The sequence below is a fragment of the Campylobacter concisus genome (assembly GCF_050447485.1).
Taxonomy (GTDB): Bacteria; Campylobacterota; Campylobacteria; order Campylobacterales; family Campylobacteraceae; genus Campylobacter_A; species Campylobacter_A concisus_BQ.
Genome location: NZ_JALMFY010000001.1, coordinates 1,758,307 through 1,777,437, shown reverse-complemented (window position 1 = coordinate 1,777,437; position 19,131 = coordinate 1,758,307). Strand labels below are relative to the sequence as shown.

Annotated in this window: 16 protein-coding genes; 5 read left to right on the top strand and 11 right to left on the bottom strand. The window is 42.3% G+C overall.

Annotation, left to right across the window (positions count from 1 at the left end; translation table 11 throughout):
• Positions 1-11 precede the first annotated feature (11 nt).
• Positions 12-347, bottom strand: a complete 336-nt coding sequence (locus MTT29_RS08980; RefSeq protein ID WP_429800391.1) for a hypothetical protein — start codon at positions 345-347, stop codon at positions 12-14.
• Positions 348-393: 46 nt separating this feature from the next.
• Positions 394-1,452 (bottom strand): GTPase ObgE, encoded by a 1,059-nt coding sequence (gene obgE / locus MTT29_RS08975; protein ID WP_429800390.1) that lies wholly within the window; start codon positions 1,450-1,452, stop codon positions 394-396.
• Positions 1,453-1,627: 175 nt separating this feature from the next.
• On the opposite strand from obgE, the gene polA reads away from it, so the two are divergent.
• Positions 1,628-4,264 (top strand): DNA polymerase I, encoded by a 2,637-nt coding sequence (gene polA, locus MTT29_RS08970; protein WP_429800389.1) that lies wholly within the window; start codon positions 1,628-1,630, stop codon positions 4,262-4,264.
• A 149-nt stretch (positions 4,265-4,413) separates the two neighbouring features.
• Here the strand turns inward: polA and ttdB are convergent, their stop codons facing one another.
• From ttdB to larA, 7 genes are read right to left on the bottom strand one after another with little or no spacing between them, the layout of a single operon-like run.
• Positions 4,414-5,025: a L(+)-tartrate dehydratase subunit beta gene (gene ttdB, locus MTT29_RS08965; protein WP_429800388.1), complete on the bottom strand. Its 612-nt coding sequence runs from the start codon at positions 5,023-5,025 to the stop codon at positions 4,414-4,416.
• On the bottom strand, positions 5,022-5,921 hold the full coding sequence (ttdA, locus tag MTT29_RS08960; protein ID WP_429800387.1) for a L(+)-tartrate dehydratase subunit alpha: 900 nt from the start codon (positions 5,919-5,921) through the stop codon (positions 5,022-5,024). The genes ttdB and ttdA overlap by 4 nt, the downstream gene beginning before the upstream one ends.
• Before the next feature lie 11 nt (positions 5,922-5,932).
• Complete coding sequence (locus tag MTT29_RS08955; RefSeq protein WP_429800386.1) at positions 5,933-7,264, bottom strand: DUF2809 domain-containing protein; 1,332 nt, start codon at positions 7,262-7,264, stop codon at positions 5,933-5,935.
• Between the two features lie 28 nt (positions 7,265-7,292).
• Complete coding sequence (gene larB / locus MTT29_RS08950) at positions 7,293-8,039, bottom strand: nickel pincer cofactor biosynthesis protein LarB (RefSeq protein ID WP_429800385.1); 747 nt, start codon at positions 8,037-8,039, stop codon at positions 7,293-7,295.
• The gene (larE, locus tag MTT29_RS08945; RefSeq protein WP_429800384.1) at positions 8,036-8,809 is read right to left on the bottom strand and encodes an ATP-dependent sacrificial sulfur transferase LarE; all 774 of its coding nucleotides are present in this window, start codon (positions 8,807-8,809) and stop codon (positions 8,036-8,038) included. The genes larB and larE overlap by 4 nt, the downstream gene beginning before the upstream one ends.
• Positions 8,781-9,971, bottom strand: a complete 1,191-nt coding sequence (gene larC, locus MTT29_RS08940) for a nickel pincer cofactor biosynthesis protein LarC (protein WP_429800383.1) — start codon at positions 9,969-9,971, stop codon at positions 8,781-8,783. Before larC ends, larE begins: the two co-directional genes overlap by 29 nt.
• A gap of 2 nt (positions 9,972-9,973) precedes the next feature.
• Positions 9,974-11,224 (bottom strand): nickel-dependent lactate racemase, encoded by a 1,251-nt coding sequence (larA, locus tag MTT29_RS08935; protein WP_429800382.1) that lies wholly within the window; start codon positions 11,222-11,224, stop codon positions 9,974-9,976.
• A gap of 205 nt (positions 11,225-11,429) precedes the next feature.
• On the opposite strand from larA, the gene MTT29_RS08930 reads away from it, so the two are divergent.
• Positions 11,430-13,109, top strand: coding sequence for an anaerobic C4-dicarboxylate transporter (locus MTT29_RS08930; RefSeq protein ID WP_429800381.1), 1,680 nt, complete (start codon positions 11,430-11,432; stop codon positions 13,107-13,109).
• A gap of 92 nt (positions 13,110-13,201) precedes the next feature.
• Here the strand turns inward: MTT29_RS08930 and flhB are convergent, their stop codons facing one another.
• On the bottom strand, positions 13,202-14,275 hold the full coding sequence (gene flhB, locus MTT29_RS08925; RefSeq protein WP_002942594.1) for a flagellar biosynthesis protein FlhB: 1,074 nt from the start codon (positions 14,273-14,275) through the stop codon (positions 13,202-13,204).
• A gap of 144 nt (positions 14,276-14,419) precedes the next feature.
• Here flhB and MTT29_RS08920 point away from each other — a divergent pair, with 144 nt between their 5' ends.
• The 3 genes from MTT29_RS08920 to rpmA all read left to right on the top strand — a co-directional run bounded on the left by MTT29_RS08920 (position 14,420) and on the right by rpmA (position 16,073).
• The gene (locus MTT29_RS08920; protein ID WP_429800380.1) at positions 14,420-15,382 is read left to right on the top strand and encodes a hypothetical protein; all 963 of its coding nucleotides are present in this window, start codon (positions 14,420-14,422) and stop codon (positions 15,380-15,382) included.
• A 107-nt stretch (positions 15,383-15,489) separates the two neighbouring features.
• Positions 15,490-15,804 (top strand): 50S ribosomal protein L21, encoded by a 315-nt coding sequence (gene rplU, locus MTT29_RS08915; protein ID WP_002942523.1) that lies wholly within the window; start codon positions 15,490-15,492, stop codon positions 15,802-15,804.
• Positions 15,805-15,815: 11 nt separating this feature from the next.
• Positions 15,816-16,073, top strand: a complete 258-nt coding sequence (gene rpmA / locus MTT29_RS08910) for a 50S ribosomal protein L27 (RefSeq protein WP_002942569.1) — start codon at positions 15,816-15,818, stop codon at positions 16,071-16,073.
• Positions 16,074-16,188: 115 nt separating this feature from the next.
• Here rpmA and uvrA read toward each other — a convergent pair whose 3' ends face one another.
• Positions 16,189-19,017 (bottom strand): excinuclease ABC subunit UvrA, encoded by a 2,829-nt coding sequence (gene uvrA / locus MTT29_RS08905; RefSeq protein WP_429800379.1) that lies wholly within the window; start codon positions 19,015-19,017, stop codon positions 16,189-16,191.
• Positions 19,018-19,131: the final 114 nt, after the last annotated feature.

Sequence of the window (19,131 nt, the reverse complement as noted above, 5' to 3'; positions counted from 1 at the left end):
TCCTTTAAATTTCAACGACTTTTATTTTGATCTGCGTTTTTGCTGCTTGGCGGCCAAGAGGCGCATGGATCTTTCTGCCAGCTAATCTTTTGCAATACTAAATTTCTTAGCTCATTAACGCTAACTTTGCCACTACGATCAAGATCTAGCCTTTTAAATTCATCACTAGTGCATAGATCTGGCGCTATTTTTAGCGCTGATGGCACCTTACAAGCCGTCCACTCATCTAAATTTAGTGCGCCGTCGCGGTCTATGTCATTGTAATGCAAAAACATATATGCTGGATCGGCTGGCTCGCAGCTATATGCACCAAGGCAAAATAACATAATGCAAAAAATTTTCTTCATTTTATACTCTTAAATTTCTAAGTTCAAAGCACTAAAAAGTCGCAACTCAAAGCTCCTTTTTTAGCAGCTCAAGCAGTGCAAATTTAAGTTCGTCGATGTTCTCGTTTGTCGCTGATGAGATTGGCAAAACAAAGTATGGTTTTTTGGCGTCAAAGCTGTATAGGTCTTGCTTATAGACAAATTTACCAACTTGATTTGGCTCTAAATTTATGCTTTTCATAAATTCGCTTATATTTTCATCTAAATTTTCCGCCGCATCGACTCTGGTGATCGCGATAGCATAGTCCCTTCCAGCAAGTACGCTTGAAAATTTAGCGACCTCCTCTTTTAACACGCTAAACTGCTCGCTCATGCTTCTGTAATTTGCACTATCTATCATAAAAAGCAAAATTTTATTTCTCTCGATGTGCTTTAAAAACTGCACGCCAAGGCCGCGTCCGTCGCTCGCTCCCTCAATGATACCAGGGATGTCAGCCATGACAAAGCCACTAAACTGATCGACCTCGACAAGTCCGAGCTTTGGCGTAAGCGTGGTAAATTCGTAGTTTGCTATCTGTGGTTTGGCGTTTGAGACGGCTGAGATAAGGGTTGATTTACCAACATTTGGAAAGCCAACAAGACCCACGTCAGCGATCAGCTTTAGCTCAAGCCTAACCTCTACGCTCTCTTCTGGCATGCCCTTTTGAGCGTACTCTGGGGCTTGGTTGATAGAGTTTTTAAAGTGGAAATTTCCAAGTCCGCCCTTGCCACCTTTTAAAAATAGCGTCCTTTGCCCCTCTTCTACCATGTCGCAAAGCAGCTCGTTTGTCTGTGCGTCATAGACCGCCGTTCCTGGTGGCACGATGAGCTCTAGGCTCTCACCCTTTTTGCCAGTCATGCGTCTGCCCATGCCAGCCTCGCCGTCGCTCGCTCTCATCGCCTTTTTGCCCTTGTAGTTTGCCAGTGTGTGGGTGTTGTTGTCGCAGACAAAATAGACATCTCCGCCGTCACCGCCATCTCCGCCGTCTGGGCCGCCTAAAATGACGTGCTTTTCGCGGCGAAAGCTTACTGCACCAGCTCCGCCATGGCCTGAGCTTAGGGTTAATTTCACGCTATCTATAAACATTTTTTACCTTAAATTTATCTATTTTTTGTTTTTAAATTTAGGGTGGATTATATCTTTTAAATGATTAAAATTTGTTTTGCGTTTAAAATCTCACTTTGTTTTTAGCATCTTATAAATTTAGAAAATCAGCCAAATTTTTGCCTAAATTTCATAAAATGGCGCAAAAGGATAGAGAATGAAAACACTTACGATTATTGATACTTTTGGCTTCTTTTTTAGGCTTTATTACGCTATGAGCGGGCTTAAAAATCGCGAGGGCAAACCAAGTGGCATGATAAGTGGCTTTGCAAATTTCATAGCAAGCCTAAAAGACGAGTACCAAAGCGACTACCTCATCTTCGCACTTGATAGCAAGGGCAAGACCCTGCGTCATGAAATTTTGGGCGAATACAAGGCAAACAGGAGCGAGCCGCCAGCACAGCTAAAAGAGCAGCTGCCAGTTTGTATAGATATGATAGAAAAAATGGGACTTTACAGCCTTAGCCGCGAGGGCTACGAGGCTGATGATATCATCGCAAGTGCGGTTAAAATTTGCAAAGATAAAGATATATTTGTGCGAATAGTCACGCATGATAAAGACCTTTACCAGCTCATAGAAGACGGCAAAGTGAGCATCTACAGCCCACAAAGCAAGATCGACCACGATAGCGCTAGCTGCTTTGAAAAGTATGGCGTCTATCCAGCGCAGGTTAGGGACTTTTTAGCGATCGCAGGAGATAGCTCGGATAATATCCCAGGCGTAAAAGGTATCGGCGCAGTGGGAGCTAAGAAGCTTTTAGCCGAGTATGGTAGCTTAGAGGGAATTTATGAAAATTTAGCCCTTGTTAGAAACGAACGCACCAAAAATATGCTAGCAGCCGCAAGGGACGAGGCCTTTTTGAGCAAAAAGCTAGCCACGCTATTTGATGACGCCATCACTTCGCTTGATCTTGAGCACTCTAAATTTCCAGAGCAAAATCCTCTGATAAATATCTCAGAAATTTTAAAAGAGTACGATCTAAACAGGCTTCTTAAGAGTTTGCAAAAAGAGGAAAATGCTGAATTTAAACTTGGCTTTAGAGCAAATTTACTACTTGATGAGGCAAGCATCGAAAAGCTCTTATCAGACGTCACACCAGAGACCATCGTCGCCTTTGACACCGAGACCACGGGCGTTGATAGCAAGAGCGCAAAGATCGTTGGTTTTAGCTTTTGCTTTAACGACGAGGACGCCTACTACGTGCCGGTAGCTCACAACTACCTAGGCGCGCCAAAGCAAATAGACCTAAAATTTGCCACTTGGGCGGTAGGACAAATTTATAAAGGCTGCGTGATCGGACAAAATTTAAAATATGATTTTGAGATAGTAAAAAACAACCTTGGGCTAAATCCGCCTGCAAATTTCAAAGACACGATGATACTTGCGTGGCTTAGCGATCCAAACTCGAGTGTGGGCATGGACGCGCTAGCAAAGAGGCTCTATGACTACGACACGATCAAATTTGAAGATATGGTCAAAAAGGGGCAGACTTTTGGCGATGTGCCTCTAGAAAATGCCGCTAAATACGCCGCTGAGGACGCTTGGATAACGCTTAAATTTTATAAAACTTTTCAAAACACGCTTGATAAAAATTTACTCACCCTTGCCGATATGCACGAGTTTCCTTTTATCCTTACGCTTTTTGACATGGAGCAAAACGGCATCAAGATAAACGAAGCCAAAATGCAAAAGCTCATCCTTGAAAACGACACCAAACTAAAGGCGCTAACAAGTGAAATTTACGAGCTAAGCGGCGAAAATTTCAACATAAACTCAGTAAAACAGCTTGGTGTCATACTTTTTGAGCATCTAAAGCTTCCAAGCAAAAAGAAGACAAAAACAGGATATAGCACCGATGAGAGCGTGCTAGCTGAGCTCATAGACGCTCATCCGGTGATTGAAAAAATTTTAGCTTACAGAGAGCTATATAAACTGCAAAGCACCTACTGCGAGCCACTTTTAGCGCTTGCGAAAAAGGACGAGGGCTCACGAATTTACACGAGCTTTTTGCAAACTGGCACGAGTACTGGCAGACTTTCAAGCAAAAATCCAAATTTACAAAATATCCCGGCTCGTGGCAACCTCGCAAAGGACGTCAGAGAGTGCTTTGAAGCGCGCGAAGGGTATAGTTTTGTGGGGCTTGACTACAGCCAGATCGAGCTTAGGCTACTAGCTCACTTTAGCTGTGATCCTGCGCTTCTTGAGGCGTTTAAAAATGACGAGGATATCCATGCAAGGACGGCTATTAGCATATTTGGTAGCAGCGACGGGCAAAATAGAGCCGTGGCAAAGAGTATAAATTTTGGTCTCATTTACGGCATGGGCTCAAGCAAACTAGCAAATCAAGTAAATATCACAAGAGCTGAGGCAAAAGAGTATATAGAGCGCTATTTCAAGGCTTTTGAGACGATCAAAGAGTTTTTGGAGAGCATAAAAATTTCAGCTAAAAACGAGGGCTTTGTGCAGACGCTGCTTGGAAGAAGGCGCTACTTTGACTTTAAAAGTGCCACACCTATGCAAATAGCTATGTTTGAGCGCGAGGCGGTAAATACGGTCTTTCAAGGCTCTGCGGCAGATCTTGTCAAGATGGCGATGGTAAAAGTTAGAGCAAATTTAGATGAAAATGCAAAAATGCTACTTCAGATCCACGACGAGCTAATTTTCGAGGTCAAAGACGAATTTACGCAGGAATTTGGCAAGGCGACACAAAAGACGATGGAAGAAATTTACACGCTAAATGTGCCACTTAAAACATCGCTAAATATCGCCAAAAACTGGGGCGAACTAAAATAGAGCAAATTTTGGCTAACAAGAGGGACAATAGTCTTTAGTACCAAACACACTGCAAAAACTAGAGAAATTTTAGAAGCAGCAATAAATAATGCGCTTTAAATTAGCGTAAATTTTAAAGCGCATTTATAAGCAACCAAGCATCAATTTACCTACTTTATAAACCCAACCTGCGGTAAAATTTCAGCTAATGCCTCGTCCTTTTTCTCGTTAAATTTGACCTTATTTTGCTCAAAAAGGTTGTTTCCGTGTGCGTCGATCGAGACTATTAGCGGGCCAAACTCTTTTACACGGCACTTCCAAAGGGTCTCTGGCATACCAAGCTCCGTCCAGTCCGCACTCTCTATCTCCTCAACCTGCGTCGCAGCCACTACCGCACAGCCTGCCGGAAACACGCAGTGAATCGCGCCAAACTCCTTACATCCGCTCATCGTGCCCTCACCCATGCCGCCTTTACCGACAATGAGACGAACTCCAGTTTTTGCGATAAATTCTCGCTCAAATTTCTCCATTCTCATGCTAGTCGTAGGCCCAACCGAGACCATCTCAAAGCTTTTTTCGCCTGTTTTTCTGATGATCGGCCCTGCATGCAAGATCGCGCCGCCTTTGATATCAACTGGCAGCTCCATACCCTCCTCTACTACGCGTCTATGTGGCACGTCTCGGCAAGTGACGATGTGTCCCGTGAGGTATATGACGTCGCCGATTTTGATATTTGAAAGATCCTCAGCGCTTATTGGCGTGGTTAAAATTTTCTTACTCATAGCGCGAACTCCTTGTGCGATTTTACGTCGAAATTTAGATCCGCATCCCAAACGATGTGCCCTTTGCGGTGCGACCAACAGCCTACATTTACGGCGACGGCAATGACGCTTGGATGGCGAGCGCAGTTTTCGATATGCACGCCCATTACAGAGCTTGCCCCGCTCATGCCCTGCGGGCCCAGGCCGATTTTATTTATGCCCTCTTCGAGTAGCTTTTCAGTTAATGCAGCGCGTTCGTTTGGATTTTTAGAGCCCAAAGGTCTCATCAGCGCTTTTTTGGATAACAGCGACGCTACGTCGATCGAAGTGCCCACACCAACACCCACTAATAGCGGCGGACAGGCGTTTATGCCGTAACTTGTCATTATATCCATAACAAATTTAACAACGCCCTCATAACCCATGCCAGGCATCAAAACGGTCGCTTTGCCAGGCAGGCTACAGCCGCCACCTGCCATATAGGTGTGTATCTCGCATTCGCTACTATTTGGCACGATCTCCCAAAACACACTCGGTGTGCCCTTGCCGACGTTTTTGCCGGTATTATACTCGTCAAATGTCTCGACGCTGTTATGGCGAAGCGGAGCTTCGCGAGTAGCCTGCAGTACGGCCTCTCGCAGCAGCTCTTCAAGCTCGCCGATGAGCGGGAAATTTGCGCCACATTTTACGAAAAACTGGATCACTCCAGTATCCTGGCAGGACGGACGGTCTAGCTCCTTTGCAAGGCGCTGGTTTTCAAACATCGTTTTGTAGATCTCCTTTGCCAGCGGCTGCGTCTCGCGCTCTGCGAGCTCCCTCAGCTTCGCCGTCACGTCATCGGGTAGCACTTTGCCAGTGTAGCCGACAAATTTCGCCATAACTTCAGTCATTTTTTGCACAGCTTTTTCTTTATCCATCGCTTCTCCTTTTAAATTTCGCCCTCGAAAAACGGCTCGGGATTTTTAAGCAACCAAAGCACGAACAGGTATCTAAGCTTACCTACATCTTCAGCATGCCAGCTTTTCCTTAAATTATAAAACATCTTATCAAGCGCGTCGTCATTTAGCTCTTCGAGCCTATCGCCTAGCTTAAAATATTTTTTAATTTCGACAGCAGCTTTATCTGTATATTCATCATCCCATGAATTCCAACGTCCATATTCTCCGTTGTAGTCCCAGTACCGGTATAAATTAGTAGCCACATGTATCATTTTATACTGCACGCTATCTTTTTGTCTTAAGAATTTCATCCAAAAATTATAGGTAAATTCGCTGTATTCTTGCGGATCGTATTTTTCCATATCCGTTGGATACTCGGGTACATATAGGTATTCCAACCTTTTGCCAAAGCGACGCCAAATATAAATTTGCGATTTTTCAGGTAGAAGATTGTATATATAATTATACATTATTCCAAAATCGATATTAACGACTTCACCCGCCTGTTTTATATATTCCCGAGAGGTATAGTCCTGCTTGCCTACGATTACTAACTTTTGATGCGGTTTTAAATTTTTATATACATACCACATAAAATTTCTAAGCGGCGTCTCGCCCTTTTTATTTTTAGCGTTTATGTCGCCGCCTTGCATAATAATCCATTCGATTAAATTTGCGTCCGCATACGCATAGGGCGAGTTTGGATCTTTTTTCTTGATATCTTTGTTTGCATGTAGCATATGCAGTATCGTGTTGCCGTCTTTGTCGGTCGCATTTATATCGTAAATTTCAAATACCGCCTTAATCTTCTCATCGTCGCCGCTTTGCAAAATTTCATTAAAATTTTTGGGTAATCTTTTACGCCTAAAAATTCGTATCTCGTTATAGGTCGCATGCTCACTACCGATGAAATTTTCAGATGCGTAAGCTGAAACGCAGCCTATCGCGTAGCAGATAATGTCCGTCCAATCGAATGTTCCACCAAAAATTATCCGCAATATAGAATTTTGAACACCTAAAATTTCAAGTACTTTAAAATATTGTGCGATTTCGATAACTAGCGAGAGAGTAAAGACCGCGAGCGCTAAAATTTTAGGCGGTAGCCTGAACGCGGCTCGCCCAAATGCATAAAGCATCGCTGCGGCTAGCACATCGCCTAGATAGTAGCGTATGAAGCCGTCTTTGGCGTAAATTGCGATAAAAATTTCAAATGCTAAAATAGCAATACCCGTCATCGCCCAGTTCATTCTAGCATCCCAACAATACTCACTTCTAGATGCGTCCGTAGGCGAAAGTATTGCTTTTTTCGTATCCTCTCTCAATTTTACCCTTACAAATTCTATTTAAAATTTAGAGATGATTTATCAGGCTTGCGTTATATGCAGCGCCGTATCCGTTGTCGATATTTACGACACTTATGCCATTTGCACAGCTATTTAGCATGGCTAGCAGTGCCGCAACTCCGCCAAAATTTGCCCCATATCCCACGCTGGTAGGCACTGCGATCACTGGAGAGCTTACAAGTCCAGCTAGCACGCTAGCTAACGCACCCTCCATGCCAGCAACGGCGATCACGACCTTTGCGCCGCGTATCTCGTCAAGCTTTGCGACCAGCCTATGTAGCCCTGCCACGCCGACATCGGTAAATTTTCTCACGTCATTGCCTAAGAATTTTGCCGTCTCATAGGCCTCTTCCACGACTGCGCCATCAGCAGTGCCAGCAGAGACTATCGCGATGTAGCTTTTTGTAGGTGCGGGCTCTTTAAATTTGACGCTGATCACCCTGCCACGAGCGTTAAAATTTGCCTGCGGAAAGATCTCACAAATGCGTTTAAAAACACTCTCATTTGTTCTTGTGATTAAGATATTTTCATTTTTTTCGCCGATCGCACTAGCGATTTGCAAAATTTCATCATCTGTTTTATTTGCCCCGTATATCACCTCGCCAGTACCATTTCGCAAAGCACGCTGAGTGTCGATCTTAGCGCATCCGATGTCGTTAAATGGGTAGTTTTTTAGATACTTTAGCGCATCTTGCTCGCTCGTCTTGCCGTTTTTTATACCAGCGATAAATTCTAAAATTTCAGCCTCACTCATGCCAAAACATCCTCTCTAAGCCCCTTTAGATCAAGCGTCACCTCTGCCGCGCCAAGTGCGACTAACTCTTTAACGATAGACTTAAATTTCACATCGTTTAAAAAGGTTTGCATGCTAGAAAACGGCATTTGCAGCTTCATTTTTCTATCATCAAGCCTTGCTCGCACATTTGCGTAGCCGCTTTTTATCAGTAAATTTTCAGCTGCCTCTACTAAATTTATATCGCTCACGCTTATCTCTTTTTCATGTGGCAAACGAGTTAGCAAGCATGCGTAGCTTGGCTTTTCAGCCGTTGATAAATTTAGCTCGCGCGAGAGCTCGCGGATCTCAAATTTACGTAAATTTATTAGAGGCGAAAGCACGCCAAGCTCCTCTTTTGCCTTAAGCCCTGGGCGATATTCGCCAAGATCGTCTTTGTTCGTGCCATCAGCCAAATTTGTAAAACCAAGCTCTTTTGCACGAGTAAGAAGTCTTGAAAAAACTGCTTTTTTACAAAGATAACAGCGATTTTGCGGATTGAGCTTTATCTCATCGGCGATGCCTACCTCAAATACCTCGTGCCTGATGCCATAAAATTTAGCAAATTCTACCGCCTCGTCTGTCTCGCGCAAAGACATATAGGGCGATTTTACCGTGAGTGCTAGCACATTTTCGCCAAGCACGTCCGCAGCGACCTTTAGCAGTAGCGAACTATCCACGCCGCCACTAAATGCAACGGCTAAATTTCCTAGCTTTTTTATATCATTTTTTAGAATTTCTAATTTCGTCATACTTTTTAAAAATTTCTTTTTTTACTTGAAATATCGATGTTTTATGTGCAAGTGCAGCGCTTTTGCACTCGTCAAATTCAGGCTTTACCTTTTCATCCTCGCCTGAAATTTTTAGCCTTATATCGCCAAATTTTGTGCGAACACTTACAAATTTTCGTTTTAGCTCGGTTTTTACGACATCTATCTCACGAACGCCAATGGCCGTCGTATGCGTAAATATAAGCTCTTTTAGTTTTTTCGCATCTTCGCTTTTACACAAGACGTTTAGCTCAAAGCCGATACGTCCTTTTTTCATATAGATAGAGTGACTAAAGACGTCTAGCGCGCCATTTTCACGTAAAATTTCACACGCAAAGGCAAAGCTTTCTGCGTCCATATCGTCTATGTTTGTAGATATCATTTTTTGCACTAAATTTTGGCTCTCATCTACCTCGCAGATCATCGCGCGAAGGGCATTTGCAAAATTTGGCGCATTTTTTTCGCCAGCTCCGTAAGCTACTTTTTCTATTTTGAAATTTATCTCACTCACAAACTCATCTGCACATGCTTTTAGTATCGCAGCACCTGTTGGCGTAGTCATCTCAAAATTTGCTCGCCCAAGACCAACTGGCACATCTTTTAAAATTTCACAAACCGCTGGCGCTGGGACATTAAGATAGCCGTGGTCGCACTTTACTACGCCGCCACCAAGCTCGATCTTTGAGCTAACAATCCTAGAAATACCAAAATTTTTAGATAAATACTCAAAGCAGATCGCCGCTCCAACGACATCTACTATGCTATCAATCGCTCCAACCTCGTGAAAATGCACCTCATCGATGCTAACTGCATGCACTTTTGCTTCAGATTGAGCGATCACGTGAAATATCGCTGCAGCCTTTTTCTTGCAAATCTCGCTTAAATTTGAGCTAGTCAAAATTTGCTTGATATCAGCGTAACTCCTAGCGTGAGGCTGCGATTTTAGTAGCACGACGTCTATTTTGGTCGCAGCGATGCCATTTTTTACTACATTTTTTTGCTCTAAGCGAAATTCTCCGCTCAAATTTAGCTTCTCTAGCTCAGAGCAAAGATAGTTAAAATCCACCCCAAGACCGACAAGAGCGGCTAAATTCATATCGCCACTAATGCCAGAACTTGCGTCATAGTATAAAATTTTAGCCAAACTCACACCTTAGGCACGGTCATAGAGCCAAACGGCAATATGATTATTTTTGCATCCTTGCCTTTTTGAGCTAGCGCCTCATCTACGGCCTTTTGTAGGTCGTGATACGGCTTTAGATGCACAGCTTTCATCTCATCATCGCTTAGATCAGTCACTGCCCAAGTCTGCGCCCAAAGCGAAATTTCAGCCATTTTTGCAGCCTTGTGATAGCCAAGTTTAAAGCCAGAATTTATCTTTTCTAGCACTTTTTTTGGCGTATCGGCCGATGCCATAAGGTCAAAGAAAGGTTTTGGACCGATGCCTGTGCGGCATTTTGCGACCATTATTAAAATTCCATCCTGTGCAAGCGCTAGTTTGCCATTATCTAAGGCTTTTTGTGCCTGATAAAGATCCACATCCATAGGATAAGGCGCAACAGAGATCACGATGTCGGCTTTTTGTGGGATATTTACGCAAAATACCTCATCAGCCTTTTTTACGCAGTCATAAAAGCTATCGTTTAGATCTCCAGCACTTGCGTAATAGACGCCATGCTCGCTATCAAGCACCGTCTGTATAGAAAATACGTCGATATGCGCAAGAACTTTCATCGCGTCTATCATATCCTCGTGCACAGGGTTGCCCTCAAGGCGCAGAGCCTGAGCATCGGCGCTAAGCGCTAGCTTGTGGTTTTGCGTGATGCTTTCGTATGAGGCAGTGCCTGGCAAAAAGGCCTTTCTACCGCCGGTGTAGCCTGCAAAATAGTGAGGCTCTACCGAACCTATGACGATCACTTTTTTAGCTTCGGCTACGATCTTGTTTAGATACATTTGCGTGCCGTTTTTGCTCTCGCCTAAAAAGACCATTTCATCATGCTTTGAGTCGTGGTCATGAACCTCGTTTTTAGCTCTGATCTCTGGGTAAATTTCTTTAGAAAATATCATATTGTATTCATCTAGCGTGCCCTCTCTGTGGCAGCCAGTAGCGATGATGAAAATTTTATTTTTATCACGAAGTTTTGGATAAATTTGCTTTAAAATTTTAGCAGTTGGCGTAGGTCTTGTGCCGTCATTTACGATGATAACGATCTTTTCATCGCCAGCGATAAACTCATCAAAACTTTTTTGATTTATTGGATTAGCCAAAGCCTTTGCGATAAGCGCTGTTTCGTCAAATTTAGCGACTTTGTTTGGGTCAAAAACACCAAGCAAGTTTTTTTCGTCTATTTTTAAATTTATATGGTCATCTTTACCATAAGCGATAGGGATTTGCATGCTTCTCTCCTTAAATTTAACTATTAGTTATTTACTTTTAGGATTTTATCTCAATCTTTCTTTTAAATATATTTAATTTTTTCACAAAAATATAGATAAGATAACAAGAATTAAATGTAATATTAAATTCTACATATCTTTTTTAATTAGTATTTAATTTTAATATTTATATACTCATTGCGTAATTTTCGAAAAGGGAGAAATCATGGAATTTCTTACAAGTTTGTCTGAGAGTACGCAGTTTTTCTTACAATTGATTGTCGTGCTCGGCTGTTTGTTCTACGGAGCAAAAAAAGGTGGTATGGCACTTGGTGTCCTTGGCGGCATCGGTCTTGTTATTTTGGTATTTGCATTTGATTTAAAACCAGGTAAGCCTGCTATTGATGTTATATTAACTATTCTTGCAGTTGTTGTAGCAAGTGCTACGCTTCAAGCAGCTGGTGGTCTTGATGTTATGCTTCAGATAGCTGAAAAAGCGCTTAGAAAACATCCAAAAACAGTTTGCTATCTTGCGCCGATTTGCGGCTGGACACTAACAGTGCTATGCGGTACAGGTCACACAGTTTATACACTTTTACCGATCATATATGACGTATCAATGAAAAGTGGCATCCGTCCAGAACGTCCGATGGCAGCTACTACGATCTCTTCACAACTTGCTATTATCGCAAGCCCAGTTTCAGTTGCTGGCGTGTCTATGGTTGCTGTTCTTCTTGGTACTGGCACAGTTCATATTGAGGGCTTTACAAGCTATGTTGATCTATTAAAAGTTACCATCCCTTCTACATTTTTAGGTGTGCTTTGTATAGGAACTTACTCAGTATTTAGAGGTAAAGATCTTGATAAAGATCCAGAATTCCAAGCAAAAATAGCTGATCCAGAGCAAAGAAAATATATATATGGTTCTGATGAGGCACATTCATTGATCGGTGTGCATTTACCAAAAAAACAATGGAATGTTATGTGGATATTCCTTGCTACAATCGCTGTCGTTGCGGTTTTAGGCTATTACAAACAACTTCGCCCAAGCTGGACAAGTAACGTTCCTGGTAAATCAATAGAAATAATCGTAGATAAAAAAACAGTTAAAAACATCACTGTTAAAGACGGACAAGTTGTTTCTATGGTTGGCGACAGCAAAATCGTCTCAAACGTAAAAGACAATAAAGTAAAAGACGCTACTAAATTTACAAGCGTTCAAGTACTAGATAAAGACAACAAGGTAACACAAAGCATTGTTTCAAATGGCGCTGATGTTGTTATCACTGCAGGTGATAAAAGCGAAACTATCACAAACGCGAACATTGTAGTAAAAGATACTATGAAAAAGACTGCACCACTTGGCATGGTTGATACGATCCAAATTTTCATGCTTTTAGCAGCATCTATCATGATGATCTACTCAGGCATTAAAGCAGCCAAAATTGGTCAAAATGAAATTTTCCACAGCGGTATGGTTGCACTTGTTGCGATTTACGGCATTAGCTGGATGGCTGAGACAATGTTCAACTCACACATTGATATGCTTAAAGGCTCACTTGGCGAGGTTATGAAAGCATATCCTTGGATGTATATCATAGTTGGTATGCTTATATCAAAATTCCTAAACTCTCAAGCTGCTGCAGCTGCGACTTTCGTGCCACTCGCTGTTCAAATAGGCGTTCACCCAGGCGTTATTGTCGCGTTTGCTACTGCTTGCTATGGATACTTCATCCTTCCAACATATCCAAGCGACCTTGCAGCCGTGCAGTTTGACCGCTCAGGCACAACACACATTGGCAAATATGTAATCAACCACAGCTTTATCATACCTGGTTTCATAGGTGTATTTAGCTCTTGTGCAGTTGGCTGGGTGCTAGCAAATATCTACGGATATCTTAACTAAAATTTTATTTCTGACAAGCTGTTTTAAAGGCAGCTTGTCTTTTTTCTACAAAATTTACTACTATTTTTATAAAATTTTTTGGATTAATGCTCTCAAAGCTTATCTTGAAATTTCTGCTTATTGCTCATATAAACAAAGCTTAGCACTTCAGCCACAGCCCTAAAAAGGTGCGCTGGTATCGTATCATCGACCTCACAAACTCTATAAAGTTCCCTTGCAAGAGGTGGATTTTCATAAATTTGCACTCCGTTTTCAACCGCCACCTTTTTTATCTGAAGCGCTAAGAAATCAACCCCTTTAGCAAGTATTATCGGCGCTTCGTCACGGCTCTTATCATATCTGATCGCCACGGCGTAATGGGTCGGGTTTGTGATGACGACGTCAGCTTGTGGGATATTTTGCATCATTCGCCGTTTGGCTGCACGCATTTGTGCTTGGCGGATCCTGCCTTTTACCTGTGGGTCACCCTCCATCTGCTTATACTCGTCCTTGATCTCTTGCTTGCTCATACGAAGGTCCTTAAAATACTGAAAACGCACGATAAGCAGGTCAGCAAGGCCGATCACAAAAAGTATAAAAAGCATGACACTAACTAGGATGATGAGCTTCTCCTTTAGCCACGCAAGCTGGTCAAACATAGAAAAAAATAGCGTGTGCGGAAGCTCTTTGATAAACTGCAAGAAAAAGTAAAATCCAACACCAAAGACAATGCTTACTTTAACGACGATCTTGACGCTCTCGATCGCCTTTTTCATAGAAAATAAATTTTTTAGCCCTTTTAGTGGATTTATCTTGCCAAAATTTGGCGTTATGGGCTTTGTGGTAAAGATAAAACCAAACTGCATTACATTTGCGATTATACCGGCAACCGCGACGCAGATGCAAACTGGCAGGATCATCAAAAGCGCCCTGCCAAAGGTATTTACAACGATCATCTTTACCGTTGGCAATGTCAGTGGCTGACCGATAAATTTAGAGTAGTAGATATAAAGCGAGATGACCTGATCTTTCATGAAATTTAGCATCGCAAGCAGGACACCAATAGCAATAACTAGGGTCACGAAGCCTGATAGGTCCTGACTTTTGGGGACGTTGCCGTCCTTTTTGGCGTCTTCTATCTTTTTGGGGGTCGCTTCTTCGGTTTTTTCCTGATCTTCGCCTGCCATTTTTGTCCTAGTGTTGCTTAAATTTGGGGCGATTATAGCCAAAATGCAGTTAAAATATCCGCTAAATTTAACTTTTTGTGAGCCAAAAAACTAAGCCATTTTAGGCGTTTTTGGCTAAAATTAGCAAAAATAAGGAGACGCAAAATGTCATTTTTAGAAAGCTTATTTAACATTTTCAAAGCCAAAAAACCACCAAAAAGCGATGAAGAGCTACTTTTAGACGAGTACGCAAGCATTTACGCCGAGATAAAAGAGAAAAATTTAAACGAATACGACTTTTTATGTGAGCTCATACGATTACTCTCTTTTTCAAGAGCTAGACGCTACGACTTTTGCCTTGAAAAGTGCCTAGCTGACGGCGACGCCGAGGCACTAAACGATCTCATCTTTCAATACGCTAAGCTAAATTTACTCCCAGGCTGCAGCGGCGGATATGACCAGTGTGAGAAACTGATCCCTGCGTTTTTTGCTATCGCTTGCGGTGACACAGATAGCTTGGCGAGGATCTTTCCAAAAGGTCTGCCACCTAGCAAAAACGGCTATAAATTTCTATGTGTTATGCACGATCTGCTCACAGCGATACTTTGGCAAGATGAAAATTTACTTGCCCCTGCCCTAGAAAAAGCCCGCACTTTTGCGGACTCTAAAAAGCCAGCAAACGAAAGAGAGGTGGTTAAATTTGTACTAGCCTTGCATGAAAAAGATACGGCTGCCATGAGCGAGCATTTGCAGAAATTTTGCTCCACTTTTGGCAGGACGGAGGCACCTAAATTTGAAAAGCGGCTCTACATCTTTGCGCACGGACTTCACGCACTAGCGCGCTACTTTTTGCCATTTGAGCTCTTTAAAGAGATAAAGCTACCAAAAAATGAAAATTTCAGTAAATTTTACGCACAAAGGCTCTTTCAAAATGAAATTCCTAAGCCAAAACTCTATTTTACTTTTCCGCCTGAGCTTGAACTGATAAATGTGATCTTAAGCGCACCAGTAGCCAAGACGCTGATATATCAGCCACATTTGCCAAATGACAAAACATTTTTACTAGATCATACATCTATGATAAGAAATTTAGCCGACGAGATCATAAGATCAGGGGCATTAAAGTAGAATTTATAAACTTTTAGCTAATATTCACACCTTACAACCAACAAAGCTCCATAAATCTTTTGCAAAAAAGTGCTTTTTGGTCTTACCAAATTTTAGAAAGGTAGAGTATGTCAAAATACGCTATATTTAAGCATGGCGGTAAGCAATATCGTGTTAGCGAGGGCGAATTCCTTAAGCTAGATCACTTTAGCGCTGAAGCTAAATCAACCGTTGAGATTACAGAAGTTTTAGCTGTAAATGACGGCGAAGTAAAGGTAGGTGCGCCATTTGTTAAGGGTGCAAAAGTTGTTCTTGAGGTCGTTAATGAAGGCAAAGACAAAAAAGTAGTTATCTACAAAAAACGCAGACGTAAAGACTCAAAACTAAAACGCGGCTTTAGAAGACAATTTACACGTGTAAAAGTCGTAAGTATCGCAGCTTAAGGAGATAAGATATGGCACACAAAAAAGGTCAAGGTTCAACCCAGAATAACCGTGATAGTATCGGACGCCGATTAGGTGTTAAGAAATTTGGTGGCGAGTTCGTTCGTGCTGGAAATATAATCATCCGCCAAAGAGGAACAGCAACTCACGCTGGAAATAACGTAGGTCTTGGCAAAGATCACACTATTTTTGCATTAGTCGATGGCTTTGTAAAATTTGAAAGACTTGATAAAAACAGAAAAAAAGTATCTGTTTATCCAGCTGCATAACCCCAGGGGCATTCGCCCCTTTTTTTTTAAATCCCCTAAAATTTAACAAATTTAATTTATCTTACATATTATATAGCTTGGCATTTTAGACAAACACCAAACTATCAAATTTATTTTATTTCGCTTTTAACAAAGCAAGCTCTTGCGCTAGAAATTCTCCTGTGTAGCTGCCAGTTTTTTTGTAGTTTTTAGCCACCTCTTTGACGCTGCCGCACGCTATCACTTTACCGCCTTTTGCGCCACCTTCTGGTCCCATATCGACGATATAGTCGCAGTTTTTGATGACATCCATATTATGCTCAATGACAAAGACCGAATTTCCAAGATCAACCAGGTGATTTAGCACCTTTACCAGCCTATCAACATCTGCAAAATGAAGTCCCGTCGTTGGCTCATCAAGGATGTAAAGGGTATTTCCGGTGTCACTTCTACTAAGCTCTTTTGCTAGCTTTACGCGCTGCGCCTCGCCGCCGCTAAGTGTGACTGCATTTTGTCCAAGCGTGATATAGCCAAGCCCCACATCTTGCAGTGTCGTAAGCTTTGAAGCGATCTTTGGCACAGCCTTAAAGAACTCAACCGCCTCATCTATGCTCATATTTAGCACCTCGGCGATGTTTTTGCCTTTGTATAAAATTTCCAAAGTCTGAGCGTTATATCTAGCGCCATTGCAAACGTCACAAACCACGTTGATATCAGGCAAAAAGTGCATCTCGATCGTGATCTCGCCCTCGCCTTGGCACTTCTCGCAGCGCCCACCTTTGACGTTGAAGCTAAAGCGCCCTATTTTATAGCCTCTAAGCTTTGCCTCTTTAGTCTGCGCAAATAAATTTCTTATCTCATCCATCACGCCAGTATAAGTCGCTGGATTTGAGCGTGGGGTGCGACCGATCGGGCTTTGATCAAGATATATGACCTTGTCCAAATTCTCAAGCCCGCTTAAATTTACCCCAGCTATCTTTTTCACTTTTTTAGCTCTATTTAGCTGCTCCTGCGCCTCTGGAAGCAAGGTCTGAAGCACTAGCGAGCTCTTACCAGATCCTGAGACACCGGTGATGCCAACAAGGTTTCTAAGCGGAAATTTAGCGGTTAAATTTGAGATATTGTTGATATTTACATTTGAAATTTCAAGCCACTTCTCAGCTTTCCTATTTTTTTGATAGTCGATCTTTTTCTTACCATTTATATATTGTGCAGTCTGAGTGTCTGAGCTTAAAAGCTCTTTTGCCGTGCCTGCAAAGACCACGCTACCGCCAAATTTACCAGCTCCAGGGCCGATATCTACGATATAGTCAGCCTCCTCTATCGTCTTTTTATCATGCTCGACGACGATTACGGAGTTGCCTTTGGCTTGCAAATTTCTAAGCGTTTTTATAAGTTTTAGAGTATCTCGCTCATGAAGGCCGATACTTGGCTCATCAAGCACGTACATGACGCCACTTAGCCCGCTTCCTATCTGGCTCGCTATCCTGATGCGCTGTGCCTCGCCGCCGCTGATCGTCCTAGCATCACGCCCAAGCGACAAGTAGCCAAGTCCCACGTCATACAAAAAGAAAAGTCTTTCGTTGATCTCTTTTAAGATAGGCTTTGCGATCGCCTTGTCGTAGTCGCTAAGATAGGCAAAATTTTTCTCGTTTGAGAAAAAAGCGGTGCAGTTTTCTATACTCATATCCAAAATTTCACCAAGCCCAAGGCCAGCGACCTTGACCGCTAAGCTTTGAGGCTTTAGTCTGTGGCCATTACAAGCGTCACAAATTTTCTCGCTCATATACTCGTCAAAGTCTTTGTAATCCTTTAAAAGCCCGTGTGAAATTTTAACCACACCATCAAATTTTCTAAGTAGCTTGTTTCGTTTCCAAAAGAACGAAACCTCCTTGACGTTGCCATATAAAACGAGCCTTTTTTCATCTTCACTAAGCTCATAGTATGGCTTTTTAATGTCGATCTCATTTTGCTCACAAAAAGCAAGTAAAAATTTATAGTAATAGCTCATGTTGTAGCCGTAAAGTAGCTTTATTGCGCCGTTTTCTATCGACTTTTCCTCGTCGATGATCTTGCTCATATCTAGGCTATATCTTATACCAAGTCCGTCGCAGTGCTCGCAAGCGCCCTTTGGCGAGTTAAAGCTAAAGCTTAGCGGCTCAAGCGGCGTAAATGAAATTTTACAATCAAAACAAGCCATGTGCTCGCTGTAATGTATAAAGCTCTCTTTTAAACCAAGCTCGTCAGCATTTGTGATCTCTATCTCGACCTCGCCAAAGCTCTCGTTTAGCGCCTTTTCCACGTCACTTGCAAGGCGTTCGTGATTTTGCTCATCGATAGCGATCCTATCAACGATGACCTTTATCGTATGTTTTTTCGTTTTTGCAAGCTCGATCTCCTCATCAAGCCTCACCACTACGCCATCTATCTGTGCTCTAACAAAGCCTTTTTGGCGTAAATTTTCGATCAAGTCCGCCCATGTGCCCTTTTTCTCACGAACTAGCGGCGCATAGATGATCACTTTTGCGCCAAACGGGAGCTTTGAAATTTCATTTATGATGTCGCTCGCACTCATTTTTGAGATAGGTTTGCCGCACTTATGGCAGTGTTGCACGCCCACTCTTGCATATAAGAGCCTTAGATAATCATAAATTTCAGTGATCGTGCCAACCGTTGAGCGAGGGTTTTTTGAAGTTGTCTTTTGATCGATCGCTATTGCAGGCGTTAGACCCTCGATCTTATCTACATCAGGCTTGCCCACGCGGTCTAAAAACTGCCTAGCGTAGCTGCTAAGGCTCTCCATGTATCTGCGCTGCCCCTCAGCATAGAGCGTGTCAAAGGCTAGTGTGCTCTTGCCACTGCCGCTAAGACCGGTAAAAACTACTAATTTATTTTTAGGAATTTCAAGGTTTAAATTTTTAAGATTGTGCTCGCGTGCGCCAGTTATTTTTATAGTATCATTCATTAAATTTATACGACCTTTTTAAAATTTTAATCTGTAAATTTAGTCTAAAAGTGATAAAAACTTTATAAAGTAGTTTAGAGAAATTAAGCGTGCTATGAAAATTTAAAAGTATAT